The following is an 18,592-nucleotide window of genomic DNA, read 5'->3' as shown; positions in this document are numbered from 1 at the left end:
TGCACTTCATCCAAGGTAAACGCAGCGTGGAGAGAGTCGTGAAATAACATCTTTTGATGTTTGTTGTAATTTGTACCAATACTTTCCACCAACTTATTCATTATTTCCTCGCTTGGAGGACGAATTAAATCTCGGATGAGAATAGCACCCTGCGGCTTTACAACTCGTTTCACTTCTTGCAAGAATGGCAGTGGATTGGGTAGGTGGTGAAACAGGCTATTGGAAATTACCATATCAAATTTTCCGTCTTGATAAGGTAACTTCTTAGCATCAACAAATTCCAGAATGATTTGTTTTTGCAACCCAGCTTTTTCTACATTTTCTCTACCAAGTTGCAGCATTGATTCTGCCATATCGATGCCGATAATTTGCCATTCAGAGCGTTGCTGTGCAATTAAGATAGGAATTCGAGCGGTTCCGGTTCCGGCATCTAGAACAGTTGTATTTGTTGCTCCTATCTCAATTGCCCGTTGAGCAAATGCCCCATTTATTTCTGTAAAGTCCATCGCGTCATATTCAACAGCTTCTTCCAAACTGTCCATGACTTCGGGTTCTAATACTCTTTGCATGGCTTAATGGCTAAGTAGATGGATCTCGTCTTTGTCGGATAGATCGAGCAGATGCGGAGGCGCGTTCATGCCATAAGGCTAAAGCCTTCTAGGGATAGTACCCCATCAAAGCGTTGTCAATGTTGGGTTTCGTTCCTGAATCTAACCTAAGCCAGATGTTTAGGTTGATCGTGTCTACCCGCTGAATTGCTAATTGCGATCGCGCTTTCGTTTGCGTTCTTTTTCCTTCTTCTTTGCCTCGTCGAGAATTTTCTTCACTTTTGCCTTAATTTCGTTGTGTCGCGCTACTCCTTCATAGGCATAGCGGTTGTAGCCGTTACTCTGAATTAAACTTTCTAAATACCGAGTCCGCTCATCGGTGATCGGGTGCGTGGAAAGCCAACTGAAGATTGGGCGATCGCGATCTTGCTTGCTTAGCGTCACCATCAGATTCCGCATCCCATCCGCCGCATAGCCGGTAGCACTGAGAATGCGAGTTCCGAGAATATCCGCCTGACGTTCCATGTCGCGGCTGTAGTCAAAAACAATCAGATTGGTGACAGTATTCCCAGCATAAGGAATAAATCCGGTCACGCTAGCCGTAAGATTTCCTTGCGTGACTAATTGAAACCCATGAGAGAGGACGGCATGAGATAATTCATGAGCTAATAAACCGGCTAATTCTGCTTCAGAATGGGTGCGAGCGATCGCCCCCGCATTGACAAAAACCTTGCCTCCTGGTAGCGCAAAAGCATTGAGATCGTCATCTAGAACCACAAAAAATTCATACTCAAAATCTTGGCGTCCCGCTACCGTTGCTAATTTATTTCCTATCTCCCGAACGTAATTCAACACCTCTTCATCTTCAACCAGTGGCAGTTCGCGTTTGGCTTGTTTTGCCACCGATCGACCAATCGCAGATTCTCCCCGCAGCATCAGTGCGGCGCTTTCAACGGCAGTCAGAGGGCCGAACAAACTGCCAGTGAAGGCATAGCTTAAAGCACCCGTAATTACATTAGCGATCGCATTCCCTCTCAACTCCGCGCGTAAATGCGATTGATAACGTTTTAGATTCTCTTCCGCTAGCGTTGTAAACTCCGTCGCCTCTGGATGATTCGGGTTAAGCAACGCAAATTGACGTGCTGACAGCGAAGCTTCCAACCATTTTTTATTTTGACCGTATGCTGCAATTTTTGCTTTGAGCAACATCGGTTCGGCGGGATAAAGAGTGCTTGCCCGTTCCAAAACTTGTAAAGATTTTTCTACCTGATTGTAATCCCGCAGCGCTTTTGCATACTCTACCTGACCGGGAATAAATTCAGGATACTGCTCTACTAAAAATTGCAGCGGCACAAAAATTTTGCTTTCCAGTTTTTGTTGTATACCCGCTTGAGCCTCGCGCCAATAAACTCTCCCCGCTGGTGCTAACTTATCCGCGTCAGTAATGGCTTCTTTTCGCTCAGTTTTCTCGGTTGCATTCGCAAAAGGAACTTTTGCCTCCCGGTAAAGCTTTTCAGCCGCAGCAAATTGTCCCCCCAGATAAAGCTTATCCGCTTCAATTATTTTCTCTTGCTGAGCAATTTCTTCTGGAGTTAGTTTCTCCTCCTCAGCTTTTTCGTCTGTATCGGATTCTGGTTTTGTTTCCGGCTTTTCACTTGCTTCCGGACTGGGTTCTGGTTTTGTTTCCTCAGCAGAGGGTTTGACTTCGGGGGTGCTGGTTTCTTCCGTCTTTGGCGTTGTCGGAACTGGAGTGACGATTACCGCCGGAGGTGAATCCTTTTGCGTGTTGGTATCCTCTGGTTGAGGCGTTGGGGTTTCAGTTTTCTTGGGAACTGGAGTCACAATCACCGTAGGAGGCGATGTCGGTTCCGCTAGCACTGCTGTGGGGGAAGCGGACAATAGCACAAGCGCAAAAGCCAGGGAATTCCAGACAGGTTTCATGGCAGAAGAAAATGGAAACTCTAGTTTTCTATATTATGTTTAGAGTTTACCCGACCTATCTCGCTGGGACTACACGAACGCAGAGGCGGGATTGTGCCAATTTACGCAAACTTATTTTAGAGACGCGATCGCATTTCCTGTATTTGCGTTTTCGTTAGCGCGATCGCATCCTAAAGCAGTTCTGAGGAAAGTTCGGTCATTGAGGCATAAAGTTTGTCTATCTAATTAATCTGCCGAGTTTGCGATCGCCTTGGTGCTGGCTATCTCTTGATAGAATGCCATGCTACCCATTCGTCCTCCGTTTTTCCAAATAAGCAGCAAATTCTCGACCTTTCGCCCCCAATTCCTCGATATCCGTATCCAGCATATCTTCAACCAGATAACTAGCATCGTGGTTAACAAAGCTATTTGGTTCAAACATACTATCGGACAAGCATTCAAACTGTGCTATCAGGGTATCGATTACAGCCACAAAACAATTAGAATTTTGAGAGATTATTCTTTCACCTGCATTATAGATGGATAGAAGTAAGTGCTGCCAGCGGTTAAAAGCTTCTGCATCTTCATTATTTTCGGAATTAACCAGCCAGCGCACAAAAGAAAACTGAAGTTCCCCCAAAAACGCTTCTCGATCGCCTTTATGGGTATCAAATAGAGCTAGTTCAAAGCGAGACTTGTGATGTTTTTCCATCCAATCAGATAATTCTGCTATTGGCAGATTGACTGGTGGTTCGCTAACTATCTCTTGATAAAGTTGCGGAGGAAAATCGCTGGGATTAATATATTGGGTCAATTTCCACCACTTTTCCCACTGTTCTTGGGGATAAGGAAAGAGTGCTGTTCCCATAGAACCGTTGATGGCTAATTGTTGATAGGTAGCGACAGATTCGGAATTGTCATCCACAAACTGTTGTAAAGTATAGTCAAAAACTTTAACAACTACCTCATCTGGATGCAGATAGCACCAAAATCCTGGATGTGTTGCCTCAGCCTGAACGCTTACATAATGAACTCCAGGCGGAACCAAAGAAAACCCCCGAAAACCTCCTTTAAGCGGATATTTAAATAAGTCAATCTGAGCAGACAACTTCGGCACATCGCGCAAGACAATTGCAGTGAAAAGACTAGCCATTAAATCCCCCACATCTGACGAGCTAGTTCGACCAAACCAGCAAATTTGTCTTCTGCTTGTTCAATATTTTGTTGCATTTCCGCCCCTACAGAATTATTGCTATCTGCTTTTGGTCGTTGAATTTCATCAAGATTAGGTTGTTCCTCGACTTTATTCTTCTCGGCTGCTTTTTTCGCTTCCTGGTTATTTTGATAGGTTTTTTCGACATCTACCCCAAACTGAAGGATCAGATTGCGGAAACCGGATACGCTATCTGCCATTACTCCAGCAACCGGATTGAGCCTACTCTGTTGCGTTTCACTATTTGCGCCTTCATCCTTGAGCGCGATCGCGATGCTACCTACCTCTGACAAACGATTAAACCAATTCACTGTAGAAGAACCTACTAAAGGAGCAGCAGATTTGAGCATACGGTCTATATATTTACCAGCTTTATATGCAGCTTTCCAAATTTCTGCTTCACTGTACTCGTGCAATACCTTAAGCGTGTCTCCTACTTGTTCTCGGAAGGAATGGAGATATTCTTCGTCAGATAATTGAAGTTCGACCTTATCAAATCCTTTATCTTTTTTAATGCTGTTGCCAATCTGCTGACCAATTACGGAGAAGTGAACTGCACCCTGAGTAAAATAGGCTTCATTGGCATAAACAATCGAGTGTGAGAGTGCTGTTTTAAGACGCACGGAGTATTGATCAATTTCTTTCTGAAGAGCTATAGTATTTTTGCTTTTGCTAGAATCTTTAAGGTCTTGCAAATACAGACGAATTGCTGCAACTTCATCCAGTTGTTCCTGGTAAATTAGGTTAGCTGCTGCCATCTTCTTCGTATCAGCAGCTTGATGCTTGGAGAGATACTGTTTACCAGCTTCGAGATTCTTCCGCAGGGTGACATAAACCTCATCAGTGCTGGTGTTGATTTGGAGAATCTTCTCCTGAAGTAAACACTGATACTCGTTGTAGTAACCTTCAGCTTCTGCAAAGTGTATACGGAGTTTTTGTTGCTTATGGTATGTTTCTACGTCCATCCCTTCTTGGTACTGAGCGCCTTCGTCGTATGGCTTTAAGCTATCTCCTACAATAGAGGTTTGATATTGTTCCCATTCTTCTTGTGTCATGTGGATTCGCATCTTTAAGATCGACCACATATCTTGATCGGCAGCAAACTTAGTAAAGACATCACCTTTTAGCTCGACTTCCTGTTGCGGAATAATTTTTGCGGTATTCTCGTTTTCGTTCTTATCAAGCGTGAATGGCTTCTTTTCCATGAAGTCTTGAGCATAGACGTTGACATCAAAGACTGTGCCAGGTTCGTTAGGCCATTTGAGTTCTGTCTTGAACAGTTGATTGAACAGCGTGACGGCTGCGATTGAGCCTGCACCTTTGAGATTGACATCAATGTCAGAAGTTAGTGTCTCGCTACCCGCACTCGACCACTTCAGGCGATCTTCCGGTTCTAAGTTCTCGAATTCACCAGTTGCGAGTTCATTATCTCGTATATGTGTTAGAAGCTTGTCAGTCTCCGTCTGACGCAGTTTGATGAAACTCTCTCGCATTAGCTTTTTGAACCAAGGCTGCTTTCTCTCAATCTCTGCTTGCTCCTTGCCTTTCCATTTACCCTCTACCAAGTAATCTCTCACAAGAAACCAGTTTGAGTAGAAATCATTCTTTAATATTTGTTTGGCTTTTTCCTGACTAATAGTGTCAACGTCCTGCTCGCTATTCACCGCGTTCCAAAGGTCATCCGGCGTGCGCTGAATTAACCTACCTTGCACTGCTCCGGATAGCGTACCGCCACTCTGCTGTACCACATGAGTTAACTCGTGGGCAATTAACTCTTGTCCCTCCCGATTTCCAGGTTCGTAAGCTCCCTGACGAAAGAAGATATCTTGTCCTGTGGTAAAAGCTTTCGCCTGAATTGATTGGTTGAGCTGGTCAGATTGAGAATCGGTGTGGACTTTAACGCTACTAAAATCAGCCCCAAACGCCCCTTCCATCGGTACACGGATGCTATCTGCCAGTGGCTGTCCGCTACCCCGCGCCCCTTGAATGGAGGCTTCCACATCTTGCGTAACCGTTCCTCCGCTGGCTTGCAGACGCTGCACCATTGGCTTCATCTGAAGTTCGTCTTCCTCAGGAGGCATCTCTTGCCGCTGGACTGGGTTACTCTGACCTGACGACTGAGGAGAGGGCGCATTTATCTGCTGCACTATCTGCGCTGCCATCTGGTCAGCTTCCTGCTCGTATTTATCTCCTGGCTGCCCTATCGTAAGCTTCGCCTGAACCGACAGTTTTTCCTCGCCTTCGTCTTCCAACTCTTCCTGACGCTGGATAGCCTCCGCCCCGGCTGACATCTGGATATTGTCTTCAACAGTGGACTCAGACTCAGATTGTAGTGCTTCTGCCCGCTCCTGCATTGGCTCAGCCGAATTCAAACTTCTCATCAGAGGATGAACGTAGTCTGCTGGCAAGGGGGTGTAGCTGGGCATTTGCGACTCTGACTGATGCTCGTCAACAGGTTGTTTTGCCTGCACGGTCATTGGAGGTGGGGCAAAGCGAGAGGCTTTCGCCTGGGTTTGCGGAGTCCAAGAGGAAGATTTTTGCACTCTTTTGTAGGTCATATTGAGCCTCTCGTGCCAGCGTGGGAAAATTTTAAGCCTTTAGATCATATCTTTGCTTAAATCGTCAAGGACGCATGGGAATAAATTTTAATAAAATAGATACTCCTCTAGATAGATAAAATCTGTAAATTAGGCGATTTCGGGTAAAGGTGGAAAAATCAATGGATATAGCAGCCACTTCTAACTGGCACAAAGCCAACCCTCACTATGTGATGACCGCAGTGGCAGGGATACATCGAGCATTAGAGACCTAATAGTTACAGCTTCTTTCCATCTTTCCCGGAGAATTGCTGAGAAGTATGAAAAAATAAAAATCGTAAATTTGCTGTTGTGCTTTGATAGCCAAGCTGGTTCTAAAAGCCTTTTTCCTTTATCCCGAAATTTTAGCCAAACGACTAAAGTCGCGCTATACAAACAAAGCCTGCCTACGCAGGCTGCTATGAAAAGGAGCGGAACCACACAAACAAAGCTTGCCTACGCGGGCTGTCATGAAAAGGGGCTTAGAATAACCGAATTTGCTACAAAATAAATTAATAATTTTTTAAGCTTAAATACTTAACTTTACGATTTGAATTTGCCACTAAATATATTCATCAATCCAGAGAAATTTGAAGGCGTTTAGTTCTAGAGGATAAATCCGTAATTTCCTCATGGCGGTTTGAAGTCAGAAAACTAATGAATATCACAACCACCGACCGCTGGTATAAAAGCAATTCCCACTATCTGATGACCGCAGTAGCGGGAGTGCATCGGAAATTAGAGCAGTACATCGATCGCCAGCAGAATCGAGCCGTTGAAGCAGTTGCGGACGAGCAATTGAATTTAGATGCGATCGCTGCCTCTATGTCAGCCCCCCCAGCATTAGAGCAACTCTGCACTACCTTCAACCTGTCTTCCTTCGAGCGCAATATTCTGCTGTTGTGCGTCGGTATGGCAATTTTTCCTAATTTCTCAGCCCTGTGCGCTAACGCTCAAGGAAATCGAGAAATGGCTTATCCGACCTTTGGTTTAGCTTTGGAAGTGTTTCCCCAAAGTCATTGGAGTGCTTTTACCCCCCAAGCACCTCTGCGTCACTGGCAATTACTGCAAGTCGGTACAGGTCAAGTCATTACCTTCTGTTCTTTGCAGATTGATGAGAGCGTGCTGCACTATCTGTTTGGCGAACCGTATCAGGACGATCGCCTGATGAGTCTAATTCAGCCCTTGCCTGTAGAAGCGTATTGCCATACACCCCTACAACCGTCCCACCAGCAGTTAGCAGACAGGCTAGCAGCTATCTTGTCTGAAAGGGGAAATTCTTCTACTTTCTCTATCCCGCAACTGTGTGGTTTAGACGTAGGCGATAAATGGGCAATCGCTGCCGCTGCCTGCGCCCTTATGGGGCATCCCTTGAAACTCATATCCGCCCATCGCTTACCAACCGATCCCGACGACCTGATTCAGCTACTCCGACGCTGGGAACGCGAAGTCGCTTTGACAGGTAGTGTTCTGTTGCTGGATTGCGATCGCTTCAATGCAGGTGATTCAGTCCGAGAAACCGCAATTTTGCAGCTCATTCAAGGCACCACGACCCCACTAATGATTACTACAGAAGAACGGCTGCATTCACCACAACGCCCCCTAATTGCCTTCGACGTTCCCAAACTTACCCGCAGCGAACAACTTGCTATCTGGAAAACTAATCTAGGCTCAGTCGCTGCTGAACTAAACGGACACGTAGAGGAGCTAGTCTCTCAATTCAATCTCAGCAGTCCCGCCATTCAATCTGCCTGCGAACAATTAAAAATTAAAAGTGAAAAATTAGAAATTGAAGTAGATTCTCCAATTCAAAATCAGTTATGGGATTTCTGTCGCGTCCAAGCACGTCCACGCCTAGATGATTTAGCTCAACGCATTGATTCAAATTCTACTTGGGACGACTTGGTGCTGCCAGAAGCACAACGCCAGATTCTGCGTGATATCTCCGCTCATCTTCGGCAACGCGCTAAAGTTTACGAAGTCTGGGGATTTGCGGGTAAGAGCAATCGGGGTTTAGGTATCAGCGCCTTATTTGCAGGGGCTTCCGGTACAGGTAAAACAATGGCAGCAGATGTACTGGCGAAGGAATTGCGGTTAGACCTGTATCGCATCGACTTGAGTGCAGTCGTTAGTAAATATATTGGAGAAACCGAAAAGAACTTGCGGCGGATATTTGATACTGCTGAAGCAGGCGGTGCTATTTTGCTATTCGATGAAGCTGACGCCTTATTTGGGAAACGCACTGAGGTGAAAGATAGCCACGACCGCCACGCTAATGTTGAAGTTAGCTATTTGCTACAGCGCATGGAAGCTTATCAGGGTTTGGCGATTTTGACGACTAACTTGAAAGGTTCATTAGACCAAGCTTTCCTACGCCGCATCCGATTTATTGTGCAGTTTCCCTTCCCCGATGCCAGCCAACGGGCGGAAATTTGGCAGCGTATCTTCCCCAAAAAGACCCCGACTGAAGGGCTAGATATGAGCAAGCTGGCAAAGCTAAATGTAGCGGGAGGAAATATCCGCAATATTTCCTTGAATGCCGCTTTTCTAGCAGCCAATGCCGGAGAGCCGGTGATGATGAAACATATTCTACAAGCGACCAAAAGTGAATATGTCAAGTTAGAGCGATCGCTCACTGATGTAGAAATTAAAGGTTGGCTCTGATCTGTTTAAGTTGAAGTGCCGATTCCTTACAGGTAGGAATTTCGATTGTGAATTTAGAAACCTGAGTTAAATCGGGACTCCAACGAGAGTGCTGGGAGGAGGTCAATGACTCAACCAAGCGATCGCACCTCTAATCCAATCTTCTGCATTCGTGCTTTTTGCTAGCAGAGTATCTTGTCTGACGACAGCGATCGCCTGGGCAACTTCACTATTGCTATATCCCAAAGCCAGTAGTGTCATCTCCACATCTTCTAAAATCGCGGCAGAAGGACCAGTCGCGGTGCTAGTGACCCCTGCCGAGTGTCGCCATTCTGCAAGTTTAGTTTTCAGTTCCAGCGCCAGACGTTCGGCGGTTTTGCTACCAATGCCAGGAGTTTTCGCTAAGGTGCGAGTGTTGCCTGTAACGATTGCTTGAACTAAATCTGATAGCCCTAAGGTGTCTAAGAGGGCGATCGCGCCTCTAGCACCAATCCCGCTGACGCTGACGAGGGCGCGAAATAAATCCCGCTCAGCGGCGGAGCCAAAGCCATACAGGAGGACTTGATCTTCCCGAACTTGTTGGTGTGTAAAAACTTGCACCATTTCTCCCGCCGCCGGTAGCTCAGCCTCCAGGCGCGGCGGGATATGCAGTTCGTACCCAATCTGATTAACTTCCAGAATCAGGATGACGCGATTGGCGGTGCTTTTCTGGATGCCAGCTACCGTCCCTTTGAGATAGCCGATCATGCAAAGATGTTGAGGATGTAGGATAAGTTCATTCTAAAAAGCCGAAATGCTTCAGACCTTCTAGAATACCTCCAGCGCAATCCGCTTTTGCTAAATAGCGATTAATCGAAGGATTGGCGTAATGCCACTTTAGCAGTTCTGGCTGGGCATTCCCGACAATGATTCCCCGTTCCTCACCGGACTGAAAGAAAGCTACATCGTTGCCAGAATCACCACAAACAACGGTTTGTTCGGGAGGCATCTGAAATTGCTGTCGCAGAAACGTGGTTGCAGTTCCTTTATTGCCACCGCGAGGTAGGATGTCCAAGTCTTTGCCACTGCTATAGACCAACTTGACATCTAGCTTGCGTTCTTCCAACAAATCTTCTAGCTGAGGGAGAACTTCAACGGCGGCTTCTTCGGCGAGGAAGTAGCTAACTTTAAAGGGGCGTTGTTCGGATGGCGGTTGGGGAACGAGGTCAGAAAAATGAGCGGTTGTGGCGACGATCAAATCCCGATCCCAGTTGTGAGAAAGTTGCTCTACCCAAGCTGGATCTGGTGTATCGCTGCCATCTCGATAAATTTCCGTCCCAACAGAGAGAACGAGGACATCGGGTTCTAATAGCTCCTGTTCGGTCTTCAGTTCTTGGTAGAGGACGGGGGAACGACCTGTTACATAAACAATCTTTGTCCCGTATTGTTGCCGATGCTGGCTCAGGTGGCGCTTGAGTTCTTCTAGAGCCTCGTCATCGCCTACTAAGGTATTGTCTAAATCGGTCAAGAAGAGAAATGGCTTCACGTTGCTCATTGCTTGGGATTTGGCTACTGGATTATTTTCCTATATGGGAGTTCATTAGGGGGATAGAGAGCGATCGCTTCCCATCACTCCTTAGCGACAATTGAAGATAAAAAAAACCTGGGAGCGTTTTGATAACTCCCAGGCGGATTACTTGAGGTGACATGATGACGAGAATGGGAGGGAATTAATTCTAGATCAGACCCCAGAAGTGCAGGAAGCCTTGACCTGAGAAGATTTCAATCAGCGCAGCGGCTAAAAAGCCAATCATCGCTAGACGCCCGTTCCAAATTTCTGCTTGAGGAGTGAAGCCGTATCTCCAAGCGTTACGATCGTCCATGACGGGAGTGGTTACTTTCTGTGTCTCTTGCATGGTGGGAACTCCGGGTTTATCGCTACGTTTGTTAAGCAATGTTTAGCTTATGTAACTAAATGTAACGATAAGAAGCTAGGGTGGTCTCTATCTGAGGTTAGAGCTATGAGCGATCGCACCGAAAGCTTGAACCGAAAGCTTGAGAGGAATCGCGCGATCGCGTTTTTGCTTTCACTATCTTTCTCTATCACCTGAGAAAAACCGATTCTGCTCAATTCAAGCAATTCTGTATTGAAGTGGATACGCGACAAGTCCGTTCACCCGCAGAATTGCCTTCAGAAATCCCTCTAATTCCTCTCCCCCATGACATTTTTCCGCAAAGCCACGTCCTGGTTGCCTCAGCTAAATTCCCAAGTTTGGATTCTTGCCGCTGGTCGATTCTTATCCGGGATTGGCACTGGGTTTACTTTGTTTTACGCCCCGATTTTTTTTGTCAATCAAGTGGGACTCTCCGCCACGCAAGTCGGGATTGGCTTAGGCAGCGCCTCCATTTCTGGCGTAGTTGGGCGTATTTTGGGCGGTTCGTTTGCAGATTCGCAGTTTTGGGGACGCAGACGCACCCTGTTACTCTCAGCAGCGGTTTCGGCAGTTGCTTCCGTAGTCTTGGCGATTAGCAACAATTTTCACATTTTCGTGGTTGGTAACTTGCTGATGGGCATGGGCATCGGTTTATATTGGCCTGCCACAGAAGCCGTAGTAGCAGATTTGACAGAGGGAGAGCAGCGCAATGAAGCTTATGCCCTAACGCGACTGGCAGACAATTTGGGGATGGGCATCGGAATTGTATTGGGAGGTGTATTAATTGGCACCACGGGGGCTTATCGAGAGCTATTTGTGCTTGATGCGATTTCATTTGTGGTGTTCTTTGGGGTCGTCTATGCAGCGATCGCAGAAACTTACAAACCAGGAGAACGCCAACAACAAGCATTTAGCAGTTGGGCAACGGCACTGCGCGATCGCAGTCTGTTGATTTTTTGCTTAGTGAACATCATCTTCACCACCTATATCTCGCAAACCCAAAGTACAATGCCCCTGTACTTCAGCAATTTCTTGCGTATAGAAGAATCTGGAAAAGGATTTTCCCCCACAACCATTAGTGCTTTATTTACCTGGCACCTTGTCTTAGCCATTCTCTTACAGCTGCCAGTTGTCAGAATGTTTAAACGTTTGAGCCATCCCTATGCCTTGTGCATTTCCGCCCTATTTTGGGGATTAGGATTTAGCTTAATTTGGTTTACAGGAGTAGCAGCATCAAGTCAGTTAGTGTGGGCAATTTTAGCAATGGGAGTCTTTGCGATCGCCCTCGTTTCCTACACTCCCTCAGCATCTTCTCTGATTACAGTCTTAGCCCCCGAATCTCAGCGTGGGGTATATTTTTCAATTAATTCTCTTTGCTGGGCAATCGGCTATTTCATTGGCCCTACAGTGGGTGGCTGGGCATTAGATCAACCGCCCGCTGTGGCGCATGGTTTGTGGCTAGGCTTCGCGTTAAGCGTAGCCATCACCATTGCCATTTTGCAGTACCTGAATCGAATTTTGTCTCGCTAATAGAAAGCCGCATTAGAATGCTATTTTTCATAAAACTTTAACCCTTATGTCAGCATAATCAAAATTATCAATAGGAGATTACTGATACTAAACGTAATTGGGAAAAACCAGCGAGAATTGTTTTGAACCATTAATCCTTTTTTTTCTTTTCCTGTTGTACTTAGATAATGTACCAGGATTACTATAAAGAGAGATAGGAACACAAAGACATAACACAAAAAAATAAATCCGTCTATAAATGTTAAATATGCCACCCGTGGCAAGGCATCATTCACTGTAAAGCTAAATGCAATTACAGAAAGCATACTTGTAATGCTTATCGACACCTGTGTACCAAATTCTTTTGGTTCAATCCAAAATACCATCCACGAAATGATTGTTAGTAGTAACAGTGGGATACCTACTTTCCAGATATAAAAGCCATAGTTTCGTTTAATATTAATTTCAAAGATCAATCGAGAATAGTAAGTGTTCTCAGGATCGAATTTTTTCTGTTCTACTCGTGTGGTTACTCCTTGAATGTGCCATTCTGCCAAGGAAACGTAGCTGTCTTTACTGAGTCCACTTAACGAATTCTGTGAAACTAATTTCACTTTGTTGATATCATATTTAAAAGATTCAAGTAGAATATTGACTTTTTGAGAATCGAATGGGAATCTTTTTAAATCTAACCCAGAGGACAAATTTATTTTAAAAGTTTCTTGATAATGAACGGTGCCATTTGTTTCTACACGAACATCATTGTTAGTTTGTTCGCGAAATTCTTTAGAGTTAATAATTTCTAGACCGGGTTGCCAGATATCTTCAATATTATAATATTTTGTGTTTTCTTCATCCTTTTTTGGTTTAAATGCCAAGCGTGGATCTTTCCAAGTAGCAAATAGGTAGCCAACTATCTCAGAGCTTTCGTTAGCTTGATCGATATTAGCGAAGTTAGTAATATAAATACCAATTGAGACTTCAGTCGGCTTTTTTTGATTAGGCGGTGTTTTTAGTAACTCAGGTGCAGTTTCTACATTATTTGAGGAATCCTGCGCTTTAACCTGGGGAGAATGTACAGGTAGCAAAAGATAGGCGAAGGCTAAGAAACTTGTGAATCGTTTAATTCGGTTACACTTTTTATTCATCAATCGCTACCTGTGTTAGTTTTGCGAGAATATCTCATTTTTGCAGAAAACTACACTTCTACAATTCAACTAAAGTCGAAGCGAACCGAAGGTCGTCCTTTGAGAACACCGCCCTTGTTTACCGTACATTCTTTATGCTCGTGAAATACTCTATTTTGACAGTACCTATTGCAGTAAACAAACAAAACGCTTTGAGCTAGATTTGTTTGTTGCTAGTTATGTGAACGCTCGTTGTTTTTGTGCCAACAATGGCTAGGCTAGATCGGTCGCCAATCAATTATCGACGGCGTTCCTGCAACTTGCGATAAACATCTCTAACATCAACATGATGGTGAGCTAAAGCAACCAGGGTGTGATAGAACAAATCAGCAACCTCACCCGCGATCGCGTCCTTGTCGTCATCCTTGCAAGCCATCACCACTTCAGCAGATTCTTCGCCAACTTTTTTCAAAATCTTGTTATCTCCACCGGCAAATAGCTTGCTGGTGTAAGAACTTTCGTTCGGGTTATCGCGGCGATCGCAAATCGTCGCAAACAAATCCGACAAGGTATCTGCGGGAGGCGGCGCTTTTTCCCCATCTACTTGATGAAAACAGCTGCGTTCTCCGGTGTGACAGGCAATTTCTCCCACCTGTTCCACAGTAACCAGCAGCGCATCGCTATCGCAGTCATAACGGAGACTTCGCACATTTTGTAAATGCCCCGAAGTCGCACCTTTATGCCATAACTCCCCACGAGAACGGCTCCAATACCAAGCTTGTCCCGTTTCTAGCGTTTTCTGTAACGACTCCCGATTCATCCAAGCCATCATCAAGACCGTGCCATCCAGATAATCTTGCGCGATCGCTGGCACCAGTCCCTGCTCGTTGTAGCGGATTCGATCGACAGGGATGGATTGGCTTAAAGCAGAGGGTTCAGCAGCTGGCATTTTCAGTACAAATGACTCACTTGTACAAGATATCACTCCTCACCACCAACTGCTCAGCACCCGTTCTAGATGCCTCAGATATTCTTCCGGGTTGTTCGCTAAAGTGAATAAGAGGTTGCAAGAAGCAGTTCCAGGCATTTGCCAAAGATGCTATTTAAGCTGGCTAACCAGGCTGGCTGATTGACTTCTGACAGCGTAAATGAGAACCTTGTGAGCCTTGAAGTCCTCTGTCTACCATCGAAGCTACCATTGAACCGTCGAACTGAATCGCTGAATCGAACTACCAAGTTGAATGCTACCCGATCGGAACTCCTAGGCTGCCTTCCAGAAACAAGAGCAAACACTCACAGGTAAATTCTGATTCGTTTGGTAGGACATGATTGGTATTACCCTCAGTAGGATAATTGAACAGCGTAATCTCTGCGATCGCAGCTTCCGCCTATCTTGAGGCAGAGATTTTATCATCAAAACGAGGAGATAACATTGATTACTTCTACAAATTTGAAAACCACCAAGTCAGAAGAAATATTCGCCGCTGCTCAACATTTGATGCCAGGAGGTGTCAGTTCACCAGTCCGGGCGTTTAAATCGGTGGGAGGACAACCCATCGTCTTTGACCACGTCAAAGGTGCCTATATCTGGGATGTCGATGGCAACCAATATATCGACTACGTTGGCACCTGGGGACCCGCGATTTGCGGTCATGCCCATCCAGAAGTGATTAGTGCCTTGCACGAAGCCCTGGAAAAAGGCACCAGCTTTGGTGCCCCCTCCGTGTTAGAAAATGTGCTGGCAGAGATGGTGATTGACGCCGTACCCAGCATTGAAATGGTGCGCTTTGTCAATTCCGGAACCGAGGCGTGTATGGCAGTTCTGCGCCTGATGCGAGCTTTCACCGGACGCGACAAGCTGATTAAATTTGAAGGCTGCTATCACGGTCACGCCGATATGTTCCTGGTGAAAGCCGGTTCCGGCGTCGCTACCCTCGGCTTGCCGGATTCTCCAGGCGTTCCCAAGACGACAACCAGCAACACGCTCACTGCCCCCTACAATGACCTGGAAGCCGTCAAAGCTTTATTTGACGCAAACCCCGACCAGATTGCTGGGGTGATTCTAGAGCCAGTGGTGGGCAATGCTGGCTTTATTACGCCGGACGCGGGTTTCCTGGAAGGCTTGCGAATGATTACGCAAGAAAATGGCGCGTTACTCGTATTTGACGAAGTCATGACCGGCTTCCGGATTGCCTACGGTGGGGCACAGGAGAGATTTGGGATTACCCCTGACTTGACAACGCTGGGTAAAGTAATCGGCGGTGGCTTGCCGGTGGGTGCTTACGGTGGACGCCGCGATATTATGTCGATGATTGCTCCAGCCGGGCCAGTGTATCAAGCCGGGACGCTTTCGGGGAATCCTCTGGCGATGACTGCCGGAATCAAAACGCTGGAATTGCTGCGAAAACCAGGCAGCTACGAGCAGTTAGACAAGATGACAAAGAAGCTCAGTGATGGCTTGCTGCAAATTGCTAAGGAAACAGGTCATGCGGCTTGCGGCGGTAGCATCAGCGCGATGTTTGGCTTGTTCTTCACTCAAGGGCCAGTCCATAACTACGAAGATGCTAAAAAGTCTGACTCGAACAAGTTTAGCCGCTTCCATCGCGGAATGTTAGAGCGGGGTGTGTATCTGGCACCTTCTCAGTTTGAGGCTGGATTTACTTCTCTGGCGCACACAGATGAAGATATTGACCGCACTTTGGCAGCAGCGAGAGAAGTAATGTCTGGGCTGTAAGTTAGTCTCGCCACGTTATCATCCCGCCAGGAACTTAAGTTCCTGGCTAATCGCTCAAGCCCGTTTTAACGGACTGGGAAAATTAAATTTGAGTTGGATAAACCTGAATTTTGCGATTAGCCAGGAACTTGATTTTCATCAGCCATGCACGTTAGCGCTATATAGAGCGCCAGGGAAAAGTAAGTGCAGAGATCCAAGACTTAATAAATGAATTAGGATTGCTATCTAGACAGTAAGTTGGAACGCGAGAAAACCTAATGTCTGCATAGTTTACGCTATCGCTTATCCATCTAAAAATATTTAATTCTGCCTACTTATAGGCGATCTAAATTGAGATAGAATACGAGACCACCCTCAGGTGCGTGGATAATTTGTTCAATAGCGACGGGTAAATCTTCGTGTTGATAAAAAGCTGGAATGTTCTCAAATTTTTCTTCTGATACTTCTAAGATTTTAGGCATTTCAGAGACGGGAATGCCTAATTTTTCTTTTTGCTTGATGGTGCAAACAATTAGATAGTGGTAGTCTGTTTCGTGGGATTTTAGAAATAGCGCCGATAGATCGATAAGCGCGATCGCTTCCTGTTCGTATTCCATTAACCGGCAACCATTGGTTAGGGCAGCATGGGGTGTAAATGCTTTGAGAACGCGCTGAACTCGGTCAATTGCGATCGCGTACTGTTCGCTTCCCATCTGAAACGAGACCAGTTTTCGCTTGGCAATCCGAGTTGAGACAAGGGCTTTAGTCCGGAATCGGCGATTCATAAGTTCTTTAATGTTTAATTAATTTAGCGATCGCTTCTAATAACTGAACCTCGTTGTAGGGTTTAGTAAAGTATTGAATCGCTCCTAACTCTAATGCCATCTGGCGATGTTTGAACCCACTCCGGGAAGTCAACATGGCAACGGGAATCGAGGCAAATTGAGGTTGAGATTTCAGATTTCGCAACAGTTCAAATCCGTCCATCCGGGGCATTTCTATATCGGCAATGATTAAATCGCAATTTAAGCCTTCCTCTAATTTAGATAAAGCGTCTTGACCATCTTTGGCTTGCGCGACTCGGTAACGGGCGCGAATTAGCGTCAGGGAGAGTAACTGTCGGATCGTGTAGGAGTCATCGACAACCAAAATTTGGGGTTGAGAACTTCCTGTCGGGGCAAGGAGTGGCGTGCTATGTCGTGTCCCTAAATCTGATTTATTATCAACTGAAATTGTGGTGCCGCTTTGAGTATAAAATTGCCCGATGAGATCGTCCACATCTAAAATCGTCACGACCTGACCATCTCCCATAATCGTGCAACCAACGATCCCGCGAGGCTTTGAGAGGGGAAGCGGAAGGGCTTTTACCACGACTTCTTGTTGACCGATGAGACGTTCCACGACTACAGCGAGAACACCTTCACTGGAAGCTAAAACCATTACCGGGATATAGTCTTGGGCAATTGGGTCGGGAGAGGGGCCGTCGGGATGGGGGACACTATAGTGGAGTAATTCTTGCAAACGCACCAAGCGGATAAATTCTTCTCGCCACCACAACATGGTCTGCGTCCCAGCCATTTGAATCTGATGCCCTTGAATGTGGAGAATTTCCTCTACGGCGTCTAGAGGGATTGCCACCGTATTACGATCTGCCTTAACCATTAAGGCATCGCTGATCGATAGCATGAGTGGTAACTTCAGGATAAAGCTAGTACCTTTGCCAGGTCGTGAATCTACTTTGACCGTCCCCCGTACCTGCCGCAGATTGGTGCGAACCACATCCAGCCCCACCCCCCGACCAGAAAGTTCCGTGACCTCTTTAGTGGTGCTGAAACCAGGCCAGAAGAGGAATTCGTAGAGGTCGGCAATTGATAGTTCGTCTGCTTGTTCGGCTGCCACAAAGCCGCCTGCTACGACTTTGGCGCGGATGGCTTCTGGGTCAATTCCCCGTCCATCATCAGTAATGGTAATGATGGTTTGTCCGCCTTGGTGAAAGGCTTCAATTTCGATTTGACCGCTGGGGGGTTTCCCCAGGGCGAGGCGGGCTTGGGGCGTTTCGATGCCGTGATCGAAGGCATTTCGCACCAGATGCACTAAGGGGTCGCGCAGAGCGTCTAGCAGGCTTTCATCAATGGTGGTGTCTCGTCCCAGGAGGAGGAGATTAACTTCTTTGTTGTGGAGGCGACACAGATCCCGCAAAGCGCGAGGGAGGTGATCGACCGCCCGACTGAAGGGGACGACTCGCAGTTGCATAACGCGCGATCGCAACTGGTCGGTGATCCGCCGGAGTTGATCGGTGCTGCGTTCAAATTTCACTGCGATTTCGTCAATCTTCGTTCCCGATAGCGCGATCGCTTCGGTCGTTTCAATCACAGATTGAGCGGTGGAGTGAAATTCTGTATATTGATCTAGTTCTAATAAATCGAAAGT

General features: G+C 46.2%; 14 protein-coding genes. 3 read left to right on the top strand and 11 right to left on the bottom strand.

Annotated features, from left to right (window positions below; genetic code table 11):
• From H6F50_RS12855 to H6F50_RS12840, 4 genes are all read right to left on the bottom strand, one after another.
• On the bottom strand, positions 1-569 hold a 569-nt coding region (locus tag H6F50_RS12855; RefSeq protein ID WP_190429004.1), incomplete at its 3' end, for a class I SAM-dependent methyltransferase.
• Between the two features lie 189 nt (positions 570-758).
• Complete coding sequence (locus tag H6F50_RS12850; protein ID WP_190429003.1) at positions 759-2,489, bottom strand: M48 family metallopeptidase; 1,731 nt, start codon at positions 2,487-2,489, stop codon at positions 759-761.
• Positions 2,490-2,772: 283 nt separating this feature from the next.
• Positions 2,773-3,621, bottom strand: a complete 849-nt coding sequence (locus H6F50_RS12845; RefSeq protein WP_190429002.1) for an AAR2 pre-mRNA splicing protein — start codon at positions 3,619-3,621, stop codon at positions 2,773-2,775.
• A complete protein-coding gene (locus H6F50_RS12840; RefSeq protein WP_242029007.1) occupies positions 3,621-6,239 on the bottom strand; it encodes a DUF4157 domain-containing protein in 2,619 nt (872 codons plus the stop codon). The genes H6F50_RS12845 and H6F50_RS12840 overlap by 1 nt, the downstream gene beginning before the upstream one ends.
• Positions 6,240-6,914: 675 nt before the next feature.
• Between H6F50_RS12840 and H6F50_RS12835 the strand changes: the two genes are divergently transcribed.
• Positions 6,915-8,921, top strand: coding sequence for an AAA family ATPase (locus H6F50_RS12835; RefSeq protein ID WP_190429001.1), 2,007 nt, complete (start codon positions 6,915-6,917; stop codon positions 8,919-8,921).
• A gap of 102 nt (positions 8,922-9,023) precedes the next feature.
• On the opposite strand, the gene ruvA is transcribed toward H6F50_RS12835, so the two are convergent.
• From ruvA to H6F50_RS12820, 3 genes are all read right to left on the bottom strand, one after another.
• Positions 9,024-9,647 (bottom strand): Holliday junction branch migration protein RuvA, encoded by a 624-nt coding sequence (gene ruvA / locus H6F50_RS12830; protein WP_190429000.1) that lies wholly within the window; start codon positions 9,645-9,647, stop codon positions 9,024-9,026.
• Positions 9,648-9,675: 28 nt separating this feature from the next.
• Positions 9,676-10,425, bottom strand: coding sequence for a sucrose-phosphate phosphatase (locus tag H6F50_RS12825; RefSeq protein WP_190415900.1), 750 nt, complete (start codon positions 10,423-10,425; stop codon positions 9,676-9,678).
• 190 nt (positions 10,426-10,615) lie between these two features.
• Positions 10,616-10,795, bottom strand: coding sequence for a chlorophyll a/b-binding protein (locus H6F50_RS12820; protein WP_190415851.1), 180 nt, complete (start codon positions 10,793-10,795; stop codon positions 10,616-10,618).
• 303 nt (positions 10,796-11,098) lie between these two features.
• Between H6F50_RS12820 and H6F50_RS12815 the strand changes: the two genes are divergently transcribed.
• Positions 11,099-12,343, top strand: coding sequence for an MFS transporter (locus tag H6F50_RS12815; protein WP_190428999.1), 1,245 nt, complete (start codon positions 11,099-11,101; stop codon positions 12,341-12,343).
• A 44-nt stretch (positions 12,344-12,387) separates the two neighbouring features.
• On the opposite strand, the gene H6F50_RS12810 is transcribed toward H6F50_RS12815, so the two are convergent.
• Both H6F50_RS12810 and hisIE read right to left on the bottom strand, forming a co-directional pair.
• Positions 12,388-13,470, bottom strand: coding sequence for a hypothetical protein (locus H6F50_RS12810; protein WP_190428998.1), 1,083 nt, complete (start codon positions 13,468-13,470; stop codon positions 12,388-12,390).
• 277 nt (positions 13,471-13,747) lie between these two features.
• Entirely contained in the window at positions 13,748-14,398 is a 651-nt protein-coding gene (gene hisIE, locus H6F50_RS12805; protein ID WP_190428997.1) for a bifunctional phosphoribosyl-AMP cyclohydrolase/phosphoribosyl-ATP diphosphatase HisIE, read from the bottom strand.
• A gap of 486 nt (positions 14,399-14,884) precedes the next feature.
• On the opposite strand from hisIE, the gene hemL reads away from it, so the two are divergent.
• Entirely contained in the window at positions 14,885-16,183 is a 1,299-nt protein-coding gene (gene hemL, locus H6F50_RS12800; RefSeq protein WP_190415898.1) for a glutamate-1-semialdehyde 2,1-aminomutase, read from the top strand.
• Between the two features lie 314 nt (positions 16,184-16,497).
• On the opposite strand, the gene H6F50_RS12795 is transcribed toward hemL, so the two are convergent.
• Together H6F50_RS12795 and H6F50_RS12790 are read right to left on the bottom strand one after the other, a co-directional pair.
• A complete protein-coding gene (locus tag H6F50_RS12795) occupies positions 16,498-16,947 on the bottom strand; it encodes a chemotaxis protein CheW (protein ID WP_190428996.1) in 450 nt (149 codons plus the stop codon).
• A 7-nt stretch (positions 16,948-16,954) separates the two neighbouring features.
• The coding region (locus tag H6F50_RS12790) for a hybrid sensor histidine kinase/response regulator (protein ID WP_190428995.1) at positions 16,955-18,592 on the bottom strand (1,638 nt) is incomplete at its 5' end.

The sequence above is a fragment of the Coleofasciculus sp. FACHB-712 genome (assembly GCF_014695635.1).
Lineage (GTDB): Bacteria > Cyanobacteriota > Cyanobacteriia > Cyanobacteriales > FACHB-T130 > FACHB-T130.
The sequence above is the reverse complement of the archived record's forward strand: the minus strand, read 5'-3'. Positions and strand labels throughout refer to the sequence as shown.